The sequence below is a fragment of the Pseudomonas fluorescens genome (genome assembly GCF_030344995.1).
GTDB classification, from domain to species: Bacteria; Pseudomonadota; Gammaproteobacteria; order Pseudomonadales; family Pseudomonadaceae; genus Aquipseudomonas; species Aquipseudomonas fluorescens_BF.
The window spans coordinates 1,039,203-1,059,116 of sequence record NZ_CP128260.1; the positions used below are offsets into that span (position 1 = coordinate 1,039,203).

Here is a 19,914-nt window from a genome sequence, read left to right on the forward strand (position 1 = left end):
CTGCGGATCGCAGTCAGGAACTGGTTGAACCAGTTGGCCAGTTGCGCGGTTTCGTCGCTGCCACGGATATCGAGGCTCTTGGTCAGGTCGCCTTCGCCCTGGGCGATACCTTCCAGACCGCTGGCCACGCTGCGGATCGGCCGCACGATGAGGCTGGCGAAACTGGCACCGACGACGGCGAAAAATGCTGCCAGCACGGCCGCGATGATCGCGATCAGCCAGGTCAGTTGGGTGGCGGAACTCATCACTTCGTTCTGTTTGATCAGGCCGATGAAGGTCCAGCCCAATTGCTCCGACGGCCAGACGTTGGCCATGTAACGATCGCCGTTGAGCTCGATTTCCACCAGCCCTTTGCCGGCCTTGGCCAGTTGCGCGTAACCCTCGCCGAGGCTGTCGAGCCGCTTGAAGTTGTGCTCCGGTTGCTTCGGATCGACCAGCACCGTGCCGGTGTTTTCCATCAGCATCAGGTAACCGCTTTCACCGAGCTTGATCTGTTTGACGATCTCGGTCAGTTGCTTGAGCGACACGTCAATGTTGACCACGCCACCCTGGGCGCCCAGCTGGTTGGCCACCGCGCGCACGGTGCTGACCAGCACCGCATCGTCGCCTGCCCAGTAATAGGCTTCGGTGCGCAGGGTCTTGCCCGGGTTGGCCATGGCGGTCTTGTACCACGGGCGGGTGCGCGGGTCGTAGTTGGACATTTTCGGGTCGCCCGGCCAGAACGCGTAGCCGCCGCTGTTCAGGCCGTAGGACACATAAGAGTAAGCCGGATGGGACTTGGCCAGCCCCTCGAACAGGGCAAACAGTTGCTTGTCGATCTCGCCATCCGAGGTGTCGGAGGCATTGGCGCTCATGCGACTGCGCACGCTGCCGTCGGCGTTTTTGACCAATGGCTGCGCCGCAAGGTAATCGACGTTCTGGCTGATGCCGTCGAAAAACAGCTGCATGGCGTTGCTGACCTGACGGATCTCGCGCCCGCTGCTGTCGACAAAATCGTCCCGGGCATCGCTGCGCAGGTTCAGTACCACCAGCGTGGCGACCAGCACCACGGGCAAGCAGGCGATGATTGCAAACGCCCAGGTCAACTTCTGTTTGATGTTCATCCGCGCTCCAGATTTTCTTGTAGGCCCACGCAGTGCAGATGACTCGCGGTTATTGGCAGCCGAAAAACGTATTTCTCACCCGTTTCCTTGAGTGCGACATCGAAGGTTTTTTGGAACGATTGTCGGACAAATTCCTCTGTCTCAAAGGAATTCGGCCGCGCGAGAGGGAAATTGAGGCTGGAAAAGAAAATTCTTGTGAGCGGGGTTTGGCGGGATGTCAGATTCTGTCGCAAATGCCCTCGAGTCCTGTCGCCAACAACTGCGACAGCCTCGGCTATGATTCGCAGCGGTCGATAGAGAGGCGGATTGGCCCGGTTTATCCGGCACAGTGTGTGCATCCACAGGTTCACAGGTCGGCAACCCCTCCCCGTGATGCGAGGATTGCCGTATAACGAATGACATTCGCGTGTTTGGTAATAAAGGACCCACAATAAAAGCTGATGAAGACTCCAAAACGCATTGAACCCCTGATCGAGGACGGTCTGGTCGACGAAGTGCTGCGTCCACTCATGAGTGGCAAAGAAGCAGCTGTTTATGTGGTGCGCTGCGGCAATCAGTTACGTTGCGCAAAGGTCTACAAGGAGGCGAACAAACGCAGTTTCCGCCAGGCGGCCGAGTATCAGGAAGGCCGCAAGGTTCGCAACAGCCGACAGGCCCGGGCGATGGCCAAGGGTTCCAAGTTCGGGCGCAAGGAAGCCGAAGATGCCTGGCAGAACGCCGAAGTCGCGGCGCTGTTCCGTCTGGCCAACGCCGGGGTGCGAGTGCCCAAGCCGTACGACTTCCTCGAAGGCGTGCTGCTGATGGAGCTGGTGGCCGACGAATACGGCGATGCCGCGCCGCGTCTCAATGATGTGGTGCTGGAGCCGGATCAGGCCCGCGAATATCACGCGTTCCTGATCTCGCAGATCGTGCTGATGTTGTGTACCGGTCTGGTGCACGGTGACCTCTCGGAGTTCAACGTGCTGCTGACACCGACCGGGCCGGTCATCATCGACCTGCCGCAAGCGGTGGACGCCGCCGGCAACAACCACGCGTTCAGCATGCTCGAACGTGACGTCGGCAACATGGCGTCGTACTTCGGCCGGTTCGCCCCGGAGTTGAAGAAGACCAAATACGCCAAGGAAATGTGGGCGTTGTACGAAGCGGGTACGTTGCACCCGGCCAGCGTGCTGACCGGCGAGTTCGACGATCCCGAGGACCTGGCCGATGTCGGCGGGGTGCTGCGCGAGATCGAAGCGGCGCGACTGGATGAGGAGCGCAAGCAAGCCATCCGCGCGGCGGACGACGAGCCCAAGGGCAAGTCCGACGAACCGCCTCCGCCACCGTGGATGCAGTGAGCATCTGAAATAGAAAACCCGGCTTCGGCCGGGTTTTGCACATTCAAGGATTGATTGTGAGTACCACTTCCCGCAATGCCCGGCTGATCATCACGGCCCGGCTGATTTCCGATTTCGGCGCTTTCCTCAACATGGTTGCGCTGGCCACTTATGTCTACCTGCTGAGCAACAGCGCGATGAGCGTGGGGATTTTTCTCGCCAGTCGTGTGGGCGGGGGAATTTTCGCCAGCCTGATCGGCACCGCGTTTTATCGCCGATGCAATGGCCGTCTGCCGTTGATTGCCTTCGATCTGCTGCGCGCTGCTGTGCTCGGTTTATTGCTGATCGTCCCGGTTAGTCAGCAGGCGCTGTTGCTGCCGCTGATCGCGTTCGGCCTGGGCTTTGGCAATTCGATGTTCGCCATCGGCCTCAACAGCCAGTTGCCACGATTGATCGAGCCGGCGCAGTTGCTCAAGACCAATGCCTGGATCACGTCCGCCTCGTCCATGGCGATGGTCGGCGGCAGTCTGGTGTCCGGGCTGCTGGTCGCGGGGTTTGGTTTTGAAACGGTGTTCGCGCTGAACGCGCTGACCTATCTGTTGGCGGCAGTGTTGATTGCGCCGCTACGATTCAGCGCACCGGAGCCGGTGGTCGAGTCCAGCGCTAAACAGGGTGAGTGGTCGGCGTTGCTGCAAGGGCTGCGCAGCGCACCGGTGGTGGCCGCGATGCTGGCTGTCACGATGGCCGACACCCTTGGCAGCGCTGCACACAACGTCGGCTTCCCGATCATTTCCAGACTGCTGACACCGGACTCGGCGAGCACCACACTGGGCCTGATGCTCGCGGTCTGGGCCGCCGGCAAGCTAATTGGTGCGCGGATCGCCAGTCGCCTCAACGGCTCGGAAAACATTCATCTGGAGCGTCGCTACTTCGGCGGCGTGCTGCTGATGTCCTGCGGGTTCATCCTGATGTTCCAGCAGCACAGTGTCGTCAGCCTGTTGCTGTTTTCGTTGCCGGCCGGACTGGGTGACGGGTTCTCGGAAGTCGGCCTGATGTCACGGCTACAAAGGGAACCGGAGGCCCTGCGCCTGCCGATTTTCAGTTTCCTGACACTGTTGCAGATGACCGGGTTCGGCGTCGGCATGCTGATCGCCGCGCCGTTCTATGAGTGGTGGGCGCCGGGTGCCGTGGTGCTGCTGTTCCACGGCATTCCCCTCGCCACAGTGCTGTCGATGAAAATCCTGCTGCTCAGGCGCGGGCGGGTTGCGCGCAGCAGCCCGACGCCAGTTCCTTGAGGATCGGGCAGTCCGGGCGGTGGTCGCCGTGGCAGTGCTCGACCAGATCCTGCAGGGTGTCGCGCAGTTCGCCGAGTTCGCGGATCTTCTGATTCAGCTCGTCGATGTGCTGACGGGCCAGGGCCTTCACATCGGCGCTGGCACGTTGGCGATCCTGCCAGAGTGTCAGCAGTTTGCCGACTTCCTCCAGCGAAAAACCCAGGTCCCGCGAGCGCTTGATGAACGCCAGCGTGTGCAGGTCATCGTCGCCGTAGACGCGATAGCCGCTGTCGGTGCGATGGGCAGCCTTGAGCAGGCCTATCGACTCGTAATAACGGATCATCTTCGCGCTCAGGCCACTGTGGCGGGCCGCTTGGCCGATGTTCATCGGTTGTCCTCCAGATCCTCGGGTTTCCAGGTTTTCAACAGTAACGCATTGCTCACCACGCTGACGCTCGACAAGGCCATCGCCGCACCGGCCAGCACCGGATTGAGGAAGCCGAACGCCGCCAGCGGAATGCCGATCAGGTTGTAGACGAAGGCCCAGAAGAGGTTCTGGCGGATCTTCGCGTAGGTCTTGCGGCTGATCTCCAGCGCGGCCGGCACCAGCCGTGGGTCGCCGCGCATCAGGGTGATGCCGGCGGCGTGCATGGCCACGTCGGTGCCGCCGCCCATGGCGATGCCGATGTCCGCGGCGGCCAGCGCCGGTGCGTCGTTGATGCCGTCGCCGACCATGGCCACGACCCCGTTTTTTTTCAGCTCGGCGACAGTGGCGGCTTTTTCCGCCGGCAGCACTTCGGCGTGGACGTTTTCGATGCCCAGCGCTTCGGCCACCACCCGGGCGCTGCCGCGGTTGTCGCCGGTCAGCAGGTGGCTGTGGATATGCTGGGCGGCCAGTTGTTGCACCGCGTGCAGCGCACCGGGCTTGAGGGTGTCGCCGAAGGCGAACAGACCGAGTACGCGGGGCTCCGGACTTTGCTCGATCAACCACGAGAGCGTGCGGCCTTCGGTTTCCCAGGCCTGGGCGGACTCGCTCAGGTTTGCGGCGTTAAGACCGCTTTCCTCCAGCAAGCGCCGATTGCCCAATGCAAGGCGCCGGCCGTCGAGGCTGCCGGCGATGCCGCGCCCGGTCAGGGACTGGCTTTCGCTGACATCGGGCACCGTCAGATTGCGTTCGGCACAGGCATCCAGCACCGCTTTGGCCAGCGGATGTTCGCTGCCGCGTTGCAGCGCGCCGGCGGCTGTCAGCAGGGCGTTTTCGTCACCGTCGTTCGCACTGAAGTGCGCAATGCGCGGCGTGCCGGAGGTCAGGGTGCCGGTCTTGTCGAACACCACGGCGCTGACTTCATGGGCACGCTCCAGTGCTTCGGCGTCCTTGATCAGAATCCCGTGACGCGCAGCCACACCGGTGCCGGCCATGATCGCTGTCGGAGTCGCCAGGCCGAGGGCACACGGGCAGGCGATCACCAGCACTGCGACGGCATTGATCAACGCGGTTTCCAGCGGCGCGCCGTACAGCCACCAGCCGATCAGCGTGGCCAGGGCCAGCAGCAACACGGTCGGCACGAACACCTGACTGACTTTATCCACCAGTTTCTGGATCGGTGCTTTCGCGGCCTGGGCGTCCTCCACCAGACGGATGATCCGCGCCAGCACGCTTTCCGCGCCGAGCGCCGTGGTGCTTACCAGCAAGCGGCCTTCACCGTTGATCGCACCACCGGTGACCTTGTCGCCCGGTTGCTTGGGTACCGGCAAGCTCTCGCCGCTGATCAATGCTTCATCGGCGTGGCTCTGGCCTTCCAGCACTTCGCCGTCCACCGGGAAGCGTTCACCAGGTTTGACCAATACGAGGTCACCGAGGCGCAGGGCGCTGATGGCGACGTCCTGTTCGCGGCCATCGATGATTTGAATCGCCCTTTCTGGCCGCAAGGCTTCCAGTGCACGGATGGCGCTGGCGGTCTGGCGTTTGGCGCGGCTTTCCAGGTATTTGCCGAGCAGCACCAGAGCGATGACCACCGCCGAAGCCTCGAAATACAGGTGCGGCATGCGCCCGGCGGCGGTCGCCCATTCATAGAGACTCAGGCCATAACCGGCGCTGGTGCCCAGCGCCACCAGCAAGTCCATGTTGCCGGCGCCGGCGCGCACGGCTTTCCACGCAGCCACATAAAAACGCGCGCCGAAGATGAATTGCACCGGGGTGGCGAGGGCGAATTGCGCCCAGGCTGGGAGCATCCAGTGAATGCCGAACGGTTGCAGCAACATCGGCAGCACCAGCGGCAAGGCGAGCGCGATCGCACAGATCAGCGCCCAGCGTTCATGGTTCAGGCGTTGCTGGCGATTGTCGGATTGTGGATGTTCAAGTTCGAAGAGGCTGGCCGAATAACCGGCCTTGCTCACGGCGGCGATCAGGGTTTGCGGGTCGACCGCGCCGAGCAATTCGAGGTGGGCGCGTTCATTGGCGAGGTTGACGCTGACGCTCTTCACCCCCGCAACCTTGTTCAGGGCGCGTTCGACACGACCGACGCAGGAGGCGCAGGTCATGCCGTCGATGTTTAATTCCACGGTGTGCTGCGGCACGCTGTAACCGGCGCGTTCGACCGCCTCCATCAGCGCCAGCAGGCTGTCGCCGGGGGCCTGCACCCGGGCCTGTTCGGTGGCGAGGTTGACGCTGACGGCACTGGCGCCGCTGACTTTGCTCAACGCCCGCTCGACACGGCCGGCGCAACTGGCGCAGGTCATGCCGCTGATGGGCAGATCGAACGTGATGGAATCGGACATCGGTCGTACTCCCTGTAGTGGATGCCTACAGGATCAACCTTGCCATGCTGGCAAGGTCAAGCGCAAAAAAAATGGGGGGAGCCAGCCTGCTCCCCCCATTTTCGATTCCTCAGTATTCGAGCGCGGCCGGCCGCAGGTACATCCCTTTGGCGTTTGCCGCGATCCGGTACTTCACCACATCGCCGGCCTTGAGCGAGATCTCCTGCGCCGGAGGTGCCAGCATGCCTGGCTGGCAACCCGGTACCTGGCCCGGTTCCAACTTCAGACGAATGGAGAACGTGCCGTGGGGCAGGTTGAACGAGGTGGACTGCTCCTGAAGCAGCCGCCCGGCGAACTGATCCTGGATGTATACGCCGATCTCGCAGGAGGTCGGCACTTCCAGACGCTCGCGGGAGATGATCAGAACGGCGTAATCCTCGCCGGTCGCGTTGGCCTGGGGCAGGCAGGCAAAGAGGCTGAGTAAGCCAAACAGGCTGAAAGCTGACCAGCGCATGGCTGAATCTCCTGAATTCATGTCATTGATGCACGCAGCTTGGCCGAGCGCGGCGCCGATTGCCAGCCCGGCAGTTTTTTGCAGAACTTGACCTTGCCATCGTGGCAAGCCCGAAACTGCCGGCAACCTCACTCAAAGGAGTCATTCCATGCAAGTGTTCACTGTTGAAGGCATGTCCTGCGGTCACTGCGTCAAAGCCGTCACCCAGGCGGTTCAGAGCAAGGATCCGGCCGCCAGCGTGCGGGTCGATCTGGCGGCGAAGGAAGTCGGCGTCGAAAGCGCGCTGAGCGCCGAGCAAGTGATCGAGGCGATCAGCGAAGAAGGTTATGCGATCAAACTCGCCTGATCTTTTTAATAGTTAGCGAGCTACCGGAATGTTCAAGGCGTCCTCGCGCGGCTAGACTGTCGGGCTGCACTCTCTACTAAAGTGCCCTCCCAATGCCTGCCGAACGTGGACGCCTGATGAACTTCCGTACCCTTCTGATTCTCGGTGTCCTGACCGCTTTCGGTCCGCTGGCGATCGACTTCTATCTACCCGCATTTCCCACCATGGCGCTGGCGTTCGGCACCGACGAGAAACACGTCCAGCTGACGCTGTCGGCTTACTTCTTCGGCCTGTCCATTGGCCAGTTGGCTTACGGGCCGGTGGCGGATCGTTTTGGCCGGCGGATTCCGCTGCTCATTGGCCTGACGCTGTTCACGCTGGCGTCAGTGGCCTGCGCCTATGCACCGAATCTGGAATGGCTGATCGGCGCGCGGCTCGTGCAGGCACTGGGTGGTTGTGCGGGGATGGTGATTGCCCGGGCGGTGGTCAGCGACAAGTGCGACGCGGTGGGTTCGGCGAAAGTCTTCTCGCAGCTGATGCTGGTGATGGGGCTGGCACCGATTCTGGCGCCGATGCTCGGCGGTCTGCTGGTGAACACGTCTGGATGGCAGTCGATCTTCCTGGTGCTGACGGTGTTCAGTGCCTTGGCCGGGCTGGCGGTGGCCCTCGGTCTGCCGGAAAGTCTGCCGGCGCATGTTCCGCGCCAGCCGTTGTCCGGCGCCCTGCGTCAGTACGGTCGGCTGCTGACCGATCCGGTCTACATGGGCCATGCCCTGACCGGCGGTATCGCCATCGCCGGGATGTTTGCCTACATCGCCGGTTCCCCGTTCATTTTCATCAAGTTGTATGGCGTACCGGCCGAGCACTTCGGCTGGCTGTTCGGCACCAACGCGGCCGGGTTCATTCTGGTGGCGCAGGTCAATGCGCGGCTGCTGGCCAAACGTGGTCCGGCGTTTCTGCTGTCGCGGGCGGTCTGGGTCTACCTGTGTGCCGGGCTGACGCTGCTCGCGGTCAGTGCGTTGCACACCGAGGCCCTGTGGCCATTGCTGATTCCGTTGTTCATCTGCGTGGCCAGTCTTGGCTGCATCAGCCCCAATGCGGCAGCGTGTGCGATGAACGGGCAGGGCGGTCGCGCCGGCAGTGCTTCAGCGTTGCTCGGCAGCATGCAATTCAGCGTCGCCGCCGGGGCTTCGGCGCTGGTGGGGATCCTGCACGACGGCACCGCCGTGCCGATGGCGATCGTCATCAGCCTGTGTGGTTTGCTGGTGGTGTGCGCAGCGACGCTCACCCGGCGCATGCAGAATGCCCGGGCGCTGGCGAAGGCGCAGGCTGAAGTCTAAAACGAAAGCCTCAGCCGACAGCGCGCTGCTGGCCGAGGTCGGGAATCTGGTGGGGCGCGTGCAGACGCGCTTCGAGGGTGCGAGTGAAGGCGCGAGCTTCAGCCTCACTGCGAAAGGTCACGGCGTGCTGGTCGAGACGAACTTGCCACTGGGACTTTGCCACTTCTTTTATCAGGATCTTCATTGCTGACCTCCCGTACGTAAAAGATTGCATCGCAGAGGACTCGATTGTAGTCCTGAATACGATCGCAATTGTGACAAGGGTCAAGCATCTGACTGACGGCAAAAAGTGACCGCAGCCCCCGAGCCAGATACTTTTGGCACGGACGATGGCTGCGGCCTCCCGGTTTTTAGAAACTTTCTAAAACAATTTTCCCCTTGGCCTTGCCGCTTTCCAGCAGTTCATGGGCGCGGCGCAGGTTGCTTGCGTTGATCGTGCCGAAGTGCTCGCCGACCGTGGTTTTCAAGGTCCCGTTGTCGATCAGCCCGGCCACCCGGTTGAGCAGTTTGTGCTGCTCGATCATGTCCGGCGTTTCGAACAGCGAACGGGTGTACATGAACTCCCAGTGCAGCGACAGGCTCTTGCGCTTGAGTTTGGTCACGTCCAGCACCTTCGGATCGTCGATCAGCGCCAGTTTGCCTTGCGGCGCCAGAGCTTCGACCAGTTGGTCCAGGTGCTGGTCGGTCTGGGTCAGGCTGGCGACGTGGGTCACGTGGGTGACACCGGCGCGTTTCAGTTCTTCGCTTAACGGCTGGCTGTGATCAATCACCAGATCTGCGCCCAGATCGGTCACCCAGCCGCGGGTCTCCGGGCGGGAGGCGGTGCCGATCACCTTGAGCCGGGTCAACTGGCTGGCCAGTTGGGTGAGTATCGAGCCTACGCCGCCAGCCGCGCCGACGATCAACAGGCTCTGGCCTTCATCGGTATTGCCTTCGCGAATTTGCAGGCGTTCAAACAACAACTCCCAAGCGGTAATCGCAGTCAGCGGCAGAGCAGCAGCTTCGGCGAAACCGAGGGTTTTTGGCATATAGCCGACGATCCGCTCATCCACCACGTGCAGTTCGCTGTTGCCACCGGCCCGGGCGATGGAACCGGCGTAGAACACCTTGTCGCCGGCCTTGAACAATGTCACTTCACTGCCGACCGACTTGACCACACCGGCCACGTCCCAGCCCAGCACTTTGGCGGCGCCGCCTTCCGGCGCGACGTTCTGGCGAACCTTGGTGTCGACCGGGTTGACCGAAATCGCTTTGACTTCTACCAGCAGGTCGCGCGGGCCGGCTACCGGCTCCGGCAGTTCGATGTCTTGCAGGGATTTTTCGTCGCTGATCGGGAGCGAGGCGTAATAGGCGATGGCTTTCATGGCGGTCTCCGAAAGTGAATAAAGGAAGGCTTCAGGCGATAACGCGCAGGCGCTTGAGCTCGAAGTGTTCGAGGAACGCCTCGGCCTGGCTGCGGAAATGCTGGATATGGGCGCTGGCATCGTGGGCTTGCAGGGCTTCGTCGCTGGCCCACTGCTCGATCATGTAGAAGGCCAGCGGGTTGGCCAGGTCCTGATGCAGTTCGTACTGACCGCAACCGGCTTCGGCGCGGGTCGGTTCGATCAGGGCGCGCAGATGTTGTTCGAGAGCGTCCTGCTGGCCAGGTCGGGCAATCAGGGTGGCGATGGCGGTGAAAGGCTGGGACATGTTCGACTCCGGGACGGGATGAATTCGATGGATGGCATGATTGGCTATTTCTACCGGAGATAAAACCGGCTAAAAGAGCAGTCTCTTTCAATATTTTTTTGATAATCGGGGCTGAGGATGCTGCGTTTCGATGACTTGCAGTTGTTTGTCCGGGCGGCGGATCTGGGCAGCCTGTCGGCGGCGGCGCGGGTGATGGACCTGTCTGCCGCCGTGGCCAGTGCTGCGCTCAAGCGGATCGAACAGCAATTGGGCGCGCGGCTGTTGGCGCGCTCCACTCGCAGCCTGCGGCTGACGGCCGAAGGTGAAGGGTTTCTCGAATACGCCCGGGCGGCGCTGAGCAATCTTGATGAGGGTCGGCGTCTGCTGGCCAGCGGGCAGGATCAGGTCAGCGGGATTCTGCAGCTGTCGGCGCCCTCCGACTTTGGGCGCAACCTCCTGTTGCCGTGGCTCGATGATTTTCAGCGTGAACATCCGAAGCTTACCGTGCGCCTGCTGCTGGGCGACCGCATCGCCGACCTGTTTCGCCAGCCGGTGGACATCGCCTTGCGCTATGGAGAGCCGGAGGATTCGAGTCTGGTGGCGTTGCCGATTGCTCCGCACAACCGACGGGTGTTGTGCGCATCGCCCGCCTACCTGGCCCGGCACGGCGAGCCGCTGCATCTGGAACAGCTCGCTCAGCACAACTGCCTGCTTTACATGCTCGGCGGCCGGGTGCACGACCATTGGAGTTTCCACGACGGCAAGCGTGAGGTCGGGCTGACGGTCAGTGGCGACCGCTTCAGCGACGATGCCGATGTGGTGCGCCTGTGGGCGGTGGCGGGAGCGGGTATCGCCTACAAATCGTGGCTCGATGTGGCCAGTGATGTGCTGGCGGGGCGGCTGAAAGTGCTGTTGCCGGAGCTGCTCTGCGAACGCGCTCCGCTGAATCTTTTGTGCGCCCATCGCGCACAATTGAGTAAGCCGGTGAACCTTCTGAGGGAAATGCTCGCCAGCCGTTGCGCCGAATTGAGTAGCCGTTTTCCCGTTTTCCAGAAGTCTGAACATTAGTCGCAGGTAAATAGCGAAATTTCTCTCAGGAACAATCACCAACCACGACCGCTCCGGCGCAGGACGCCGCGAGCAACCCGCTTATACTAGCGGCCGCCTGATGCCCGCACCAAAAGGCCGATGCGAGAACGATCAGACCGCAACCGGCCGGGTAGGGACGAGGGTCGCGACAGTGCTGCGGTTTCCTTGCTGCGGCGCGCTGCCTCGCTTCGGCTCAAGGTATTTTGCGCGCCTTGGCCGACGACTGATTACTGGTCAAGATGTCTATGAGCTGTAGACGATACGATTCAACAGGGAGTGAATAGATGGAACATGCACCTTGCATCAGCCAGATCGCCACGTTGCTGGCCGATCCCAAACGCAGCGCAATGATGTGGGCGCTCATGGATGGCTCGGCGCGGCAGACCGAGGAACTGGCGTTGCTGGCGGGGCTTTCGCCGTCATCGGCCAGTGCGCATCTGGGGCGCCTGTCCGCTGGCGGTCTGTTGAAGGTCGAGGCGCGCGGTCGCAAACGCTTCTTCCGCCTGGCGGCTCCCGAAATCGGCGCGGCCATCGAAGCGCTGGCCAGCGCCACGTTGGCCAGCGCTCCGCGAGAAATCCCCGACGTGTTCAAGCGTGCCTCGCCGGTTGTCAGACCCCAGGCGGCTCCTTCATCACTGCTGCGCGCACGGTTTTGCGACGACCATCTGGGCGGAACGCTGGCCGCCGACCTGTACCAACGCTTGCTCGACGCCGGCTGGATCGAACAGCTTGAGCATCGAGTGGTGGTCACGCATAAAGGCTCGACACAACTGGCCGGGCGCGGGGTGTACATCCAGGCGCTGGCCCACCGTAATGCCCAGGTGGCGTGCGCCTGTCCGGACTGGAGCGAACGTCGCCCGCACATGGGGGGCTCGCTGGGAGCTGCGTTGCTGCAGCTGTTCATGCAGTCAGGCTGGCTGGTGCTGCCCAACGACTCCCGCGCTCTGCAACTGACGGCAGCGGGTCAGCGGGAAATTCATCGATTTGCCTGTGAAACCGAGCTGGAAATGGCGTTGTAGAGCGCTTTCTTCCACTGGTTTGCTACCGAACGTCGCCAGCGGCTGCGAACACGTCGCATCTGGCACAGGCGCGTAAACGCTATCGCGCACACTCGATCCGGGGACTTTTCGGATTGAGGAGGTGGCATGGAAACGGGAAACTTCAGCGCGGCAGATCGACTGGAGCGTCTGCCAGTCAGCGGTTATCACCGGATCATCTTCATCATCATCGCCCTGGCGTTCTTCTTCGACTCCATGGATCTGGCGATGATGACCTTCCTGCTCGGCTCGATCAAAGCCGAGTTTGGCCTGAGCAGTGCGCAGGCTGGTCTACTGGCCAGTTCGAGTTTTTTCGGCATGGTGCTGGGGGCGTCGCTGTCCGGATTGCTGGCTGATCGGTTCGGTCGCAAGCCGGTATTCCAGTGGAGCATCGTCTTGTGGGGGCTGGCCAGTTACCTGTGTTCCACGGCGCAGACGGTCGAGAGCCTGACCCTGTTTCGCATTCTGCTGGGAATCGGCATGGGCATGGAGTTTCCGATTGCCCAGTCCATGTTGTCGGAGTTGATCCCCGCACAGCGTCGGGGTCGCTACATTGCCTTGATGGACGGTTTCTGGCCGCTCGGTTTCGTGGCAGCCGGGGTGCTGTCGTATTTCCTGCTGCCGTTGATTGGCTGGCGCGACATCTTTCTGGTGTTGGCAGTGCCGGCGGTGTTCGTTCTGGCGATCCGCTTTTTCATTCCCGAGTCGCCGCGCTGGCTGGAGCAGGCCGGCAAACATGACGCGGCGGATAAAGTGTTACGCGGGATCGAGGCGCGGGTACAGGCCTCACTCGGCGGTGCTGCATTGCCGGAGCCGGTTCGTCTGCCTCGCAGCGTGACCCCTCCGGGCCATTTCCTTTCGGCACTCAAACAGATCTGGTCACCGCTGTATCGCCAGCGCACGACGATGATCTGGAGCCTGTGGTTCTTCGCGTTGCTCGGTTTCTACGGCCTGACCTCATGGCTCAGTGCGTTGTTGCAACAGTCGGGTTTCGCCGTGACCCAGTCGGTGTATTACACGGTGCTGATTTCCCTCGGCGGAATTCCCGGCTTCCTGATGGCGGCGTGGCTGGTGGAGCGTTGGGGACGCAAGCCGGTGTGCATCGTCACGTTGCTCGGCGGCGGGGTGATGGCGTTTCTGTACGGACAAAGCGCGGTGTTTGGCGGCAACGTGGCGTTGCTGATCGGCACGGGGCTGTTGATGCAGTTTTTCCTGTTCGGCATGTGGGCGGTGCTCTACACCTATACGCCGGAACTGTACCCGACCTCGGCGCGGGCGACGGGCTCGGGATTTGCTTCGGCCATCGGACGCGTAGGTTCGCTGCTCGGGCCGCTGGTCACCGGGCTGGTGTTTCCGATCACCGGGCAGGGCGGGGTGTTCGCGCTGGGTGCGTTGTGCTTTGCGATTGCGGCGGGGGTGGTGTGGCTGTTCGGGATGGAGACCCGGGGCAAGACGCTGGAAGAGCTGACCGAAGCGGTTGTGCGCTGAGAACTGAAAAGCCGTTCGAACACGGGCGTGTTCGAACGGCTTTGTGCTGTTACGGTTTTACCAACCGCGCATCCAGACTGTTCTGCGCCAGGCGTTTGGCCTGATCCTGGGTCATGCCCAGGTGGTTGTGCAGTGCGTGGAAGTTCTCGGTCACGTAACCGCCGAAGTACGCCGGGTCATCGGAGTTCACCGTGACCTTCACGCCGCGCTCGAGCATGTCGAGGATGTTGTGCTGGGACATGTGATCGAACACGCAGAGTTTGGTGTTCGACAGTGGGCACACGGTCAGCGGGATCTGCTCGTCGATAATCCGCTGCATCAGGCGCTCGTCTTCGATGGCGCGCACGCCATGGTCGATGCGCTGGATTTTCAGCAGGTCGATGGCTTCCCAGATGTACTCCGGCGGGCCTTCTTCGCCTGCGTGGGCGACGGTCAGGAAGCCTTCGTGACGGGCACGATCGAACACGCGCTGGAACTTGCTTGGCGGGTGACCCATCTCGGAGCTGTCCAGACCCACCGCGACAAACGCATCACGGAACGGCAGCGCCTGGTCGAGGGTTTTCTGTGCTTCCTCTTCGCTCAGATGGCGCAGGAAGCTCAGGATCAAACCGCTGGTGATGCCCAGTTGCTGCTCGCCATCCTTCAGCGCGGCGGCGATGCCGTTGAGCACCACTTCGAACGGGATGCCACGGTCGGTGTGGGTCTGCGGATCGAAGAACGGTTCGGTGTGGATCACGTTCTGTTCTTTGCAGCGCAGCAGGTAGGCCCAGGTCAGGTCGTAGAAATCCTGGGAGGTGCGCAGCACGTCGGCGCCCTGGTAATACAGGTCGAGGAATTCCTGCAGATTGTTGAAGGCGTATGCCTTGCGCAGGGTTTCGACGTCGCTCCACGGCAGGGCGATCTTGTTGCGTTCGGCCAGGGCGAACAGCAGCTCGGGCTCCAGCGAGCCTTCCAGATGCAGGTGCAATTCGGCCTTGGGCAGGGCGTTGAGCCAGTCGTACATATTCTTTTCTCATCAGGTGCAATGACGGCATTCTACAGATGCGCGCCGAAACAATTGGCAAAACCTGACCAACCGATCCATCACACCGCTTCCTGCTCCCGTCGATAGGCGTAGGTATCGGCGAAGCGCGACAGCAGGAATTCGGCGCAGGTGGTGGTCGGATATTTCGCCGGATGTTGTGCGTCCTGGCAACCGGGCAGGCATTCGATGCGCGTGTCCGGATGCGGCTCGGCGAAGAACGGCATCGAGTAGCGATCCACGCCGAGCGGGCTGATGACCCGGTGCGGGGTCGAGCGATAACGGTCGTTGCTCCAGCGCGCCATCATGTCACCGAGGTTGACCACGAACGTGCCGTCGATGGGCGGGGCGTCGATCCACTGGCCTTTGACATTTTTCACCTGCAAGCCGCCGGCGGTGTCCTGGTACAACAGCGTGATGCAGCCGTAATCGGTGTGCGCGCCGGCACCTTGCTGTTCGGCGGAACTGGCGGTGTGGCGCGGCGGGTAGTGGATCATTCGCAGCACGCTGACCGGTTCGTTGAAGCGCACATCAAAGAAGTCACGCTCGATGCCCAGTGCCAGAGTCATGGCCCGCAACAGGGTTCGCGCGAGGGCCTGCATGTCGCGGTAGTGCTGTTCCATCAGCGTTTCCCAGCCGGGAATGGCCGGATGACGGTTGGGGCCGCGCAAGGGTTTCTCTGCCAGCACCTCGGGATGATCGGCGGGCAGGTGCAGGCCCATATCGAAGGTTTCCTTGAGGTCGCTGGGTTTATCCGGGTCGAGCTGTTCGGTGGCGATGGCGCCGTAGCCGCGATGATGGACGGTCCGGGTGATGTCGATCTTTAGTTTTTCTTCTGCCGGTTGCGCAAAGAAGCGCTGTGCGTGATCGAGCAGGGATTCGATGCGCTGCGCAGAAATCGGGTGGCCCTTGATGTAGAAGAAGCCCCATTCGCGGCAGGCGTGGTCGATCTGTTCGGCGACGGCGGGCCAGGCGTTCTGGTCGTCGGAGTAGAGCGGCGAGATGTCGATGATTGGAAGGCTGTTCATGCACAATCCTTGAATACGCAGAGATCCAACTGTGGGAGCAAGCCCGCTCCCACAAGGGAATGGTGGTGGGGCCGGGATTACTTCGGCATCTCGGCCTTCATGCCTTCGACGTAGTAATTCATCGACGCCAGTTCGGCGTTGGTGGCGCTGACCCCCGCCGGGATCTTCTCGACGCCGGCCTGATCCTTGATCGGCCCGGTGAACGGTTGCAGGGCGCCGCTCTTGATGTCGGCGATGATCTGCTCGGCTTCGGCCTTCACCGGTGCCGGCACCAGATCGCTGATCGGCAGTTCGACCGTGCCTTCCTTCAACCCGCCCCAGTAGTCCTGGGATTTCCAGTTGTGGTCGATCACGCTCTGGGTCGCCTGAATGTAGTGCGGCGCCCAGTCGTTGACGATCGAGGTCAGCACCGCTTTCGGCCCGAAGTGCGCCATGTCCGAAGCGTAGCCCACGGCATACACACCACGTCGTTCGGCGGCCTGGATCGGCGCCGGGCTGTCGGTGTGCTGGAACACCACGTCCACGCCCTGATCGATCAGCGCGTTGGCGGCGTCGGCTTCCTTGCCCGGGTCGAACCACGAGTTGACCCACACAACCTTGATCTCGGTGCCGGGGTTGTACTTGTTCAAGGCCAGTTGGATGGCGTTGATGTCGCGGATCACTTCCGGGATCGGAAACGAGGCGACGTAACCGATCTTTTTGCTCTTGGTCATTTTCGCCGCGAGGAAACCGCCGACGTAACGGCCCTCATAAGTCCGCGCCAGATAGGTGCCGAGGTTCTTGTCCTGCTTGTAGCCGGTGGCGTGTTCGAAAGTCACCTTGGGAAACTGTTTGGCGACTTTCACCGTCGGGTTCATGTAGCCGAAAGAGGTGGTGAAGATCAGGTCGTAATTGTCCTTGGCCATGTTGCGTATCACCCGCTCGGCATCGGCGCCCTCGGCGACGTTTTCCACGTAGTTGGTGGTGATCTGCGTGCCGAGTTTTTCCGCCAGCGCCTTGCGCCCCTGTTCATGCTGATACGTCCAGCCGTGGTCGCCGATGGGGCCGATGTAAACGAAACCGACTTTCAGTGGATCGGCGGCACTGGCGCTCAGGCTGAGGCCAAGGCCCATGGCGATGCACAGCAGTGTTTGTAGTGGACGTTTTTGCATGAACGCGAACTCCCTTTTGTTGTGTGTGGGGAGGGCAATGCAAAAGGCTGACCAAGCGGACAACAAATCGAGCCGAAATCGCGGCGAGACCTTTGCGAGCAAGCCCGCTCCCACAAAAGCATCGCGATCCCTATGGGAGCGAGCCTGCTCGCGATGAGGCCGGCCGGGCCGAAAAAGTGCATGTCCGTAAAGAGACGCTATCCACTGGTGCGCTAAGGTGTAACGAACCATTAACGCCGCCCCGCAGTCAGTAGCTCATTCGAACCTCTGCGCCAAAAGGCCCGCCATGCTCACGATCCTCAAGCAAGAAAGCTTTCTGCTGCTGGCCTTGATCGCCGCCCTCGTGGCGTATCCGCTGGAGCATTGGTTGCTGCACAGCGGCCAGATTGTCGCGCTGACGGCCGGGCTGGTGCTGATCGCATTCATCGTCGCCGCGTCGATGCGTGTCGCCCATCAGGCCGAACTGCTCGCGGAAAAAGTCGGCGACCCTTACGGCACGATGATCCTGACCCTCGCCGCCGTGCTGGTGGAGGTGGTGATCCTGGCGATCATGATGAGTAACGAAGCCTCGCCGACGCTGGTGCGCGACACGATCTATTCGGCGGTAATGCTCGACATCAACGGCATCCTCGGCCTCGCCGCATTGATGGGCGGGATCAAACATGGCGAGCAGTCCTACAACGACGACTCGGCCCGCAGCTACAGCGTGATGATTCTTACCGCGATGGGCGTGTCGATGGTGGTGCCGGAGTTCATTCCCGAGACCAACTGGAAAATCTATTCGGCGTTCACCATCGGCGCGATGGTGGTGCTTTACGCGTTGTTCCTGCGCATGCAGGTCGGCCCGCACAGTTACTTTTTCAGCTACAGCTATCCGGACAAACGACGCAAGAAACAACCGCCGGAGGAGGAGCCGGAAAAGGTCAATCTGCCGCTGTCGATTGCCATTCTCGTGTTCGGTGTGGTGGTGATCGGCGCACTGGCCGAGGTGATGTCCAAGACCCTCGATCTGGGGCTGGAAGGGACGGGTGCACCGCCAGTGATCACGGCGATTCTGGTGGCGGCGATCTCGGCAGCGCCGGAAATTCTGACCGCGTTGCGCGCGGCGTTGGCCAACCGCATGCAGTCGGTGGTCAACATTGCGATGGGCGCTTCGTTATCGACGGTGATTTTGACGGTGCCGGTGATGGAGGCGATGGCGCTCTACACGGGGCAGCCGTTTCAGATGGCGATGACGCCGGTGCAGACGGTGATGATCTTCATCACGCTGATCGTCAGCGCGATCAACCTCAATGACGGGGAAACCAATGCCATTGAGGGCATGACCCACTTTGTGCTGTTTGCGACGTTCATCATGTTGTCGCTGCTCGGCCTCTGAGCCCACCACAAAACCAAATGTGGGAGCAAGCCCGCTCCCACATTCAGACTTCCACTTGGATCAGGTGCCGGCAATCAACTGCCGAGCCGCCTGGCTGTGATCGGCAATCAGGCCTTTGAGATCCAGCCCTTCAACCTGCCCGTCAACCACACGCCACTTGCCGTCGACCATCACGCGATCTGCGCGATCCGCGCCGCACAACAGCAACGCCGAGATCGGGTCATGGCTGCCGGAGAAGCGCAGCTCATCGAGCTTGAACAACGCCAGATCCGCCTGCTTGCCCACCGCCAGTTCACCGATGTCGGTGCGGCCCAACAGACTCGCCGAACCCTTGGTCGCCCAGCCCAGCACGCGTTCCGGGGTGATCTTCTCGGCGCCATAACGCAGGCGCTGGATATACAGGGCCTGACGCGCTTCGAGGATCATGTTCGACGCATCGTTGGACGCCGAACCATCCACACCGATACCGAACAACGCGCCGGCATCGGTCAGATCGATACTAGGGCAGATGCCCGACGCCAGACGCATGTTCGAGCTCGGGCAGTGGCAGATGCCGGTGCCGGCCGCGCCGAGGCGGGCGATTTCGTCGGGGTTGAAATGGATGCCGTGGGCCAGCCAGGTACGCGGGCCGAGCCAGCCGACGCTGTCCAGATAATCCACGGTGCGCAGACCGAAACGTTGCAGGCAGAAATCTTCTTCGTCGAGGGTTTCGGCGAGGTGAGTGTGCAGACGCACATCGAGTTTGTTCGCCAGTTCGGCGCTGGCGGACATGATTTCCGGAGTTACCGAGAACGGCGAGCACGGTGCCAGAGCGATCTGGATCTGCGCGCCGTCGCCACGTTCGTGGTACTCGTGAATCAGCCGTTGACTGTCGTCGAGAATCACCTGACCTTCCTGCACGGTCTGTTGCGGAGGCAGGCCGCCGTCCTTCTCGCCGAGGCTCATCGAACCACGGGTGAGCATGGCGCGCATGCCCAGTTCACGCACGGTTTCGACTTGCACGTCGATTGCGTTTTCCAGGCCATCCGGGAACAGGTAATGGTGGTCGGCGGCGGTGGTGCAGCCGGACAGCAGCAACTCGGCCAGCGCGACTTTGGTGGCGAGGGCGAGTTTTTCAGGTGTCAGGCGCGCCCAGACCGGGTACAGGGTTTTCAGCCACGGGAACAACGGCTGATTGACCACCGGAGCCCAGGCGCGGGTCAGGGTCTGATAGAAGTGGTGGTGGGTGTTGATCAGGCCCGGCAGGATCACGTGTTCGCGGGCATCGAACACTTCATTGCATGGGGCGGAAGGTTGCTGGCCGGCGCCGAGCACTTCGGTGATCACACCGTCTTGCAGCACCAGGCCGCCACGGGCATCGAGACCGTTGGCCGTGAAAATGGCGAGGGGATTTTTTAACCAGATACGGGTCGCAGGCATTGTGGC

The 19,914-nt window shown here is 61.9% G+C and carries 18 protein-coding genes and 1 pseudogene; 8 read left to right on the forward strand and 11 right to left on the reverse strand.

From position 1 onward, the window contains the following. Nucleotides 1-14: 14 nt before the first annotated feature. Nucleotides 15-1,103, reverse strand: a pseudogene (locus tag QR290_RS28720) (HAMP domain-containing protein); the annotation flags it as partial. Between the two features lie 440 nt (nt 1,104-1,543). Between QR290_RS28720 and QR290_RS04620 the strand changes: the two are divergent. Then, nucleotides 1,544-2,440, forward strand: a complete 897-nt coding sequence (locus QR290_RS04620; protein WP_011332300.1) for a PA4780 family RIO1-like protein kinase — start codon at nt 1,544-1,546, stop codon at nt 2,438-2,440. A gap of 56 nt (nt 2,441-2,496) precedes the next feature. Then, the gene (locus QR290_RS04625) at nt 2,497-3,714 is read left to right on the forward strand and encodes an MFS transporter (RefSeq protein WP_289204420.1); all 1,218 of its coding nucleotides are present in this window, start codon (nt 2,497-2,499) and stop codon (nt 3,712-3,714) included. Here QR290_RS04625 and cueR read toward each other — a convergent pair. The 3 genes from cueR to QR290_RS04640 all read right to left on the reverse strand — a co-directional run bounded on the left by cueR (nt 3,668) and on the right by QR290_RS04640 (nt 6,964). Beyond that, nucleotides 3,668-4,081 carry a Cu(I)-responsive transcriptional regulator gene (gene cueR / locus QR290_RS04630; protein ID WP_007958485.1) on the reverse strand — a complete coding sequence of 138 codons (414 nt, stop codon included), beginning with the start codon at nt 4,079-4,081 and terminating at the stop codon, nt 3,668-3,670. The two genes, QR290_RS04625 and cueR, sit on opposite strands and share 47 nt — an antisense overlap. Further along, complete coding sequence (locus QR290_RS04635; protein ID WP_289204421.1) at nt 4,078-6,471, reverse strand: heavy metal translocating P-type ATPase; 2,394 nt, start codon at nt 6,469-6,471, stop codon at nt 4,078-4,080. The genes cueR and QR290_RS04635 overlap by 4 nt, the downstream gene beginning before the upstream one ends. A gap of 109 nt (nt 6,472-6,580) precedes the next feature. After that, nucleotides 6,581-6,964, reverse strand: coding sequence for a hypothetical protein (locus QR290_RS04640; RefSeq protein ID WP_289204422.1), 384 nt, complete (start codon nt 6,962-6,964; stop codon nt 6,581-6,583). A 148-nt stretch (nt 6,965-7,112) separates the two neighbouring features. On the opposite strand from QR290_RS04640, the gene QR290_RS04645 reads away from it, so the two are divergent. Continuing rightward, the gene (locus tag QR290_RS04645; RefSeq protein WP_007958490.1) at nt 7,113-7,310 is read left to right on the forward strand and encodes a heavy-metal-associated domain-containing protein; all 198 of its coding nucleotides are present in this window, start codon (nt 7,113-7,115) and stop codon (nt 7,308-7,310) included. Between the two features lie 116 nt (nt 7,311-7,426). Further along, nucleotides 7,427-8,629 carry a multidrug effflux MFS transporter gene (locus QR290_RS04650; RefSeq protein WP_289205268.1) on the forward strand — a complete coding sequence of 401 codons (1,203 nt, stop codon included), beginning with the start codon at nt 7,427-7,429 and terminating at the stop codon, nt 8,627-8,629. A 10-nt stretch (nt 8,630-8,639) separates the two neighbouring features. On the opposite strand, the gene QR290_RS04655 is transcribed toward QR290_RS04650, so the two are convergent. From QR290_RS04655 to QR290_RS04665, 3 genes are all read right to left on the reverse strand, one after another. Continuing rightward, nucleotides 8,640-8,813, reverse strand: coding sequence for a hypothetical protein (locus QR290_RS04655; protein ID WP_289204423.1), 174 nt, complete (start codon nt 8,811-8,813; stop codon nt 8,640-8,642). A 166-nt stretch (nt 8,814-8,979) separates the two neighbouring features. After that, entirely contained in the window at nt 8,980-9,993 is a 1,014-nt protein-coding gene (locus tag QR290_RS04660; RefSeq protein ID WP_289204424.1) for a zinc-binding alcohol dehydrogenase family protein, read from the reverse strand. A gap of 31 nt (nt 9,994-10,024) precedes the next feature. Beyond that, complete coding sequence (locus QR290_RS04665; protein WP_011332308.1) at nt 10,025-10,318, reverse strand: putative quinol monooxygenase; 294 nt, start codon at nt 10,316-10,318, stop codon at nt 10,025-10,027. 117 nt (nt 10,319-10,435) lie between these two features. Between QR290_RS04665 and QR290_RS04670 the strand changes: the two genes are divergently transcribed. The 3 genes from QR290_RS04670 (at nt 10,436) to QR290_RS04680 (ending at nt 13,911) form a co-directional block, all read left to right on the forward strand. Beyond that, complete coding sequence (locus tag QR290_RS04670) at nt 10,436-11,365, forward strand: LysR family transcriptional regulator (RefSeq protein ID WP_289204425.1); 930 nt, start codon at nt 10,436-10,438, stop codon at nt 11,363-11,365. A gap of 305 nt (nt 11,366-11,670) precedes the next feature. Continuing rightward, nucleotides 11,671-12,405 (forward strand): ArsR/SmtB family transcription factor, encoded by a 735-nt coding sequence (locus QR290_RS04675; protein ID WP_007958496.1) that lies wholly within the window; start codon nt 11,671-11,673, stop codon nt 12,403-12,405. A 126-nt stretch (nt 12,406-12,531) separates the two neighbouring features. Next, a complete protein-coding gene (locus tag QR290_RS04680) occupies nt 12,532-13,911 on the forward strand; it encodes an MFS transporter (RefSeq protein WP_289204426.1) in 1,380 nt (459 codons plus the stop codon). A gap of 49 nt (nt 13,912-13,960) precedes the next feature. Here the strand turns inward: QR290_RS04680 and QR290_RS04685 are convergent, their stop codons facing one another. From QR290_RS04685 to QR290_RS04695, 3 genes are all read right to left on the reverse strand, one after another. Further along, nucleotides 13,961-14,914 (reverse strand): adenosine deaminase, encoded by a 954-nt coding sequence (locus tag QR290_RS04685; RefSeq protein WP_289204427.1) that lies wholly within the window; start codon nt 14,912-14,914, stop codon nt 13,961-13,963. An 80-nt stretch (nt 14,915-14,994) separates the two neighbouring features. After that, a complete protein-coding gene (locus QR290_RS04690) occupies nt 14,995-15,960 on the reverse strand; it encodes an isopenicillin N synthase family dioxygenase (protein WP_289204428.1) in 966 nt (321 codons plus the stop codon). Nucleotides 15,961-16,037: 77 nt separating this feature from the next. Continuing rightward, nucleotides 16,038-17,111, reverse strand: a complete 1,074-nt coding sequence (locus QR290_RS04695) for a BMP family ABC transporter substrate-binding protein (RefSeq protein WP_064593279.1) — start codon at nt 17,109-17,111, stop codon at nt 16,038-16,040. A gap of 286 nt (nt 17,112-17,397) precedes the next feature. On the opposite strand from QR290_RS04695, the gene QR290_RS04700 reads away from it, so the two are divergent. Continuing rightward, nucleotides 17,398-18,489 (forward strand): calcium:proton antiporter, encoded by a 1,092-nt coding sequence (locus QR290_RS04700; protein ID WP_289204429.1) that lies wholly within the window; start codon nt 17,398-17,400, stop codon nt 18,487-18,489. A gap of 60 nt (nt 18,490-18,549) precedes the next feature. On the opposite strand, the gene QR290_RS04705 is transcribed toward QR290_RS04700, so the two are convergent. Next, entirely contained in the window at nt 18,550-19,908 is a 1,359-nt protein-coding gene (locus QR290_RS04705) for an 8-oxoguanine deaminase (protein WP_289204430.1), read from the reverse strand. Nucleotides 19,909-19,914 lie beyond the last annotated feature (6 nt).

Coding starts and splice junctions, on each gene's coding strand:
- QR290_RS04650 (WP_289205268.1), top strand. CDS start 7,427: ATGAACTTCCGTACCCTTCTGATTCTCGGTGTCCTGACCGCTTTCGGT.
- QR290_RS04635 (WP_289204421.1), bottom strand. CDS start 6,471: ATGTCCGATTCCATCACGTTCGATCTGCCCATCAGCGGCATGACCTGC.
- QR290_RS04690 (WP_289204428.1), bottom strand. CDS start 15,960: ATGAACAGCCTTCCAATCATCGACATCTCGCCGCTCTACTCCGACGAC.
- QR290_RS04695 (WP_064593279.1), bottom strand. CDS start 17,111: ATGCAAAAACGTCCACTACAAACACTGCTGTGCATCGCCATGGGCCTT.
- QR290_RS04655 (WP_289204423.1), bottom strand. CDS start 8,813: ATGAAGATCCTGATAAAAGAAGTGGCAAAGTCCCAGTGGCAAGTTCGT.
- QR290_RS04705 (WP_289204430.1), bottom strand. CDS start 19,908: ATGCCTGCGACCCGTATCTGGTTAAAAAATCCCCTCGCCATTTTCACG.
- QR290_RS04645 (WP_007958490.1), top strand. CDS start 7,113: ATGCAAGTGTTCACTGTTGAAGGCATGTCCTGCGGTCACTGCGTCAAA.
- QR290_RS04665 (WP_011332308.1), bottom strand. CDS start 10,318: ATGTCCCAGCCTTTCACCGCCATCGCCACCCTGATTGCCCGACCTGGC.
- QR290_RS04700 (WP_289204429.1), top strand. CDS start 17,398: ATGCTCACGATCCTCAAGCAAGAAAGCTTTCTGCTGCTGGCCTTGATC.
- QR290_RS04680 (WP_289204426.1), top strand. CDS start 12,532: ATGGAAACGGGAAACTTCAGCGCGGCAGATCGACTGGAGCGTCTGCCA.
- QR290_RS04675 (WP_007958496.1), top strand. CDS start 11,671: ATGGAACATGCACCTTGCATCAGCCAGATCGCCACGTTGCTGGCCGAT.
- cueR (WP_007958485.1), bottom strand. CDS start 4,081: ATGAACATCGGCCAAGCGGCCCGCCACAGTGGCCTGAGCGCGAAGATG.
- QR290_RS04670 (WP_289204425.1), top strand. CDS start 10,436: ATGCTGCGTTTCGATGACTTGCAGTTGTTTGTCCGGGCGGCGGATCTG.
- QR290_RS04660 (WP_289204424.1), bottom strand. CDS start 9,993: ATGAAAGCCATCGCCTATTACGCCTCGCTCCCGATCAGCGACGAAAAA.
- QR290_RS04685 (WP_289204427.1), bottom strand. CDS start 14,914: ATGTACGACTGGCTCAACGCCCTGCCCAAGGCCGAATTGCACCTGCAT.
- QR290_RS04620 (WP_011332300.1), top strand. CDS start 1,544: ATGAAGACTCCAAAACGCATTGAACCCCTGATCGAGGACGGTCTGGTC.
- QR290_RS04640 (WP_289204422.1), bottom strand. CDS start 6,964: ATGCGCTGGTCAGCTTTCAGCCTGTTTGGCTTACTCAGCCTCTTTGCC.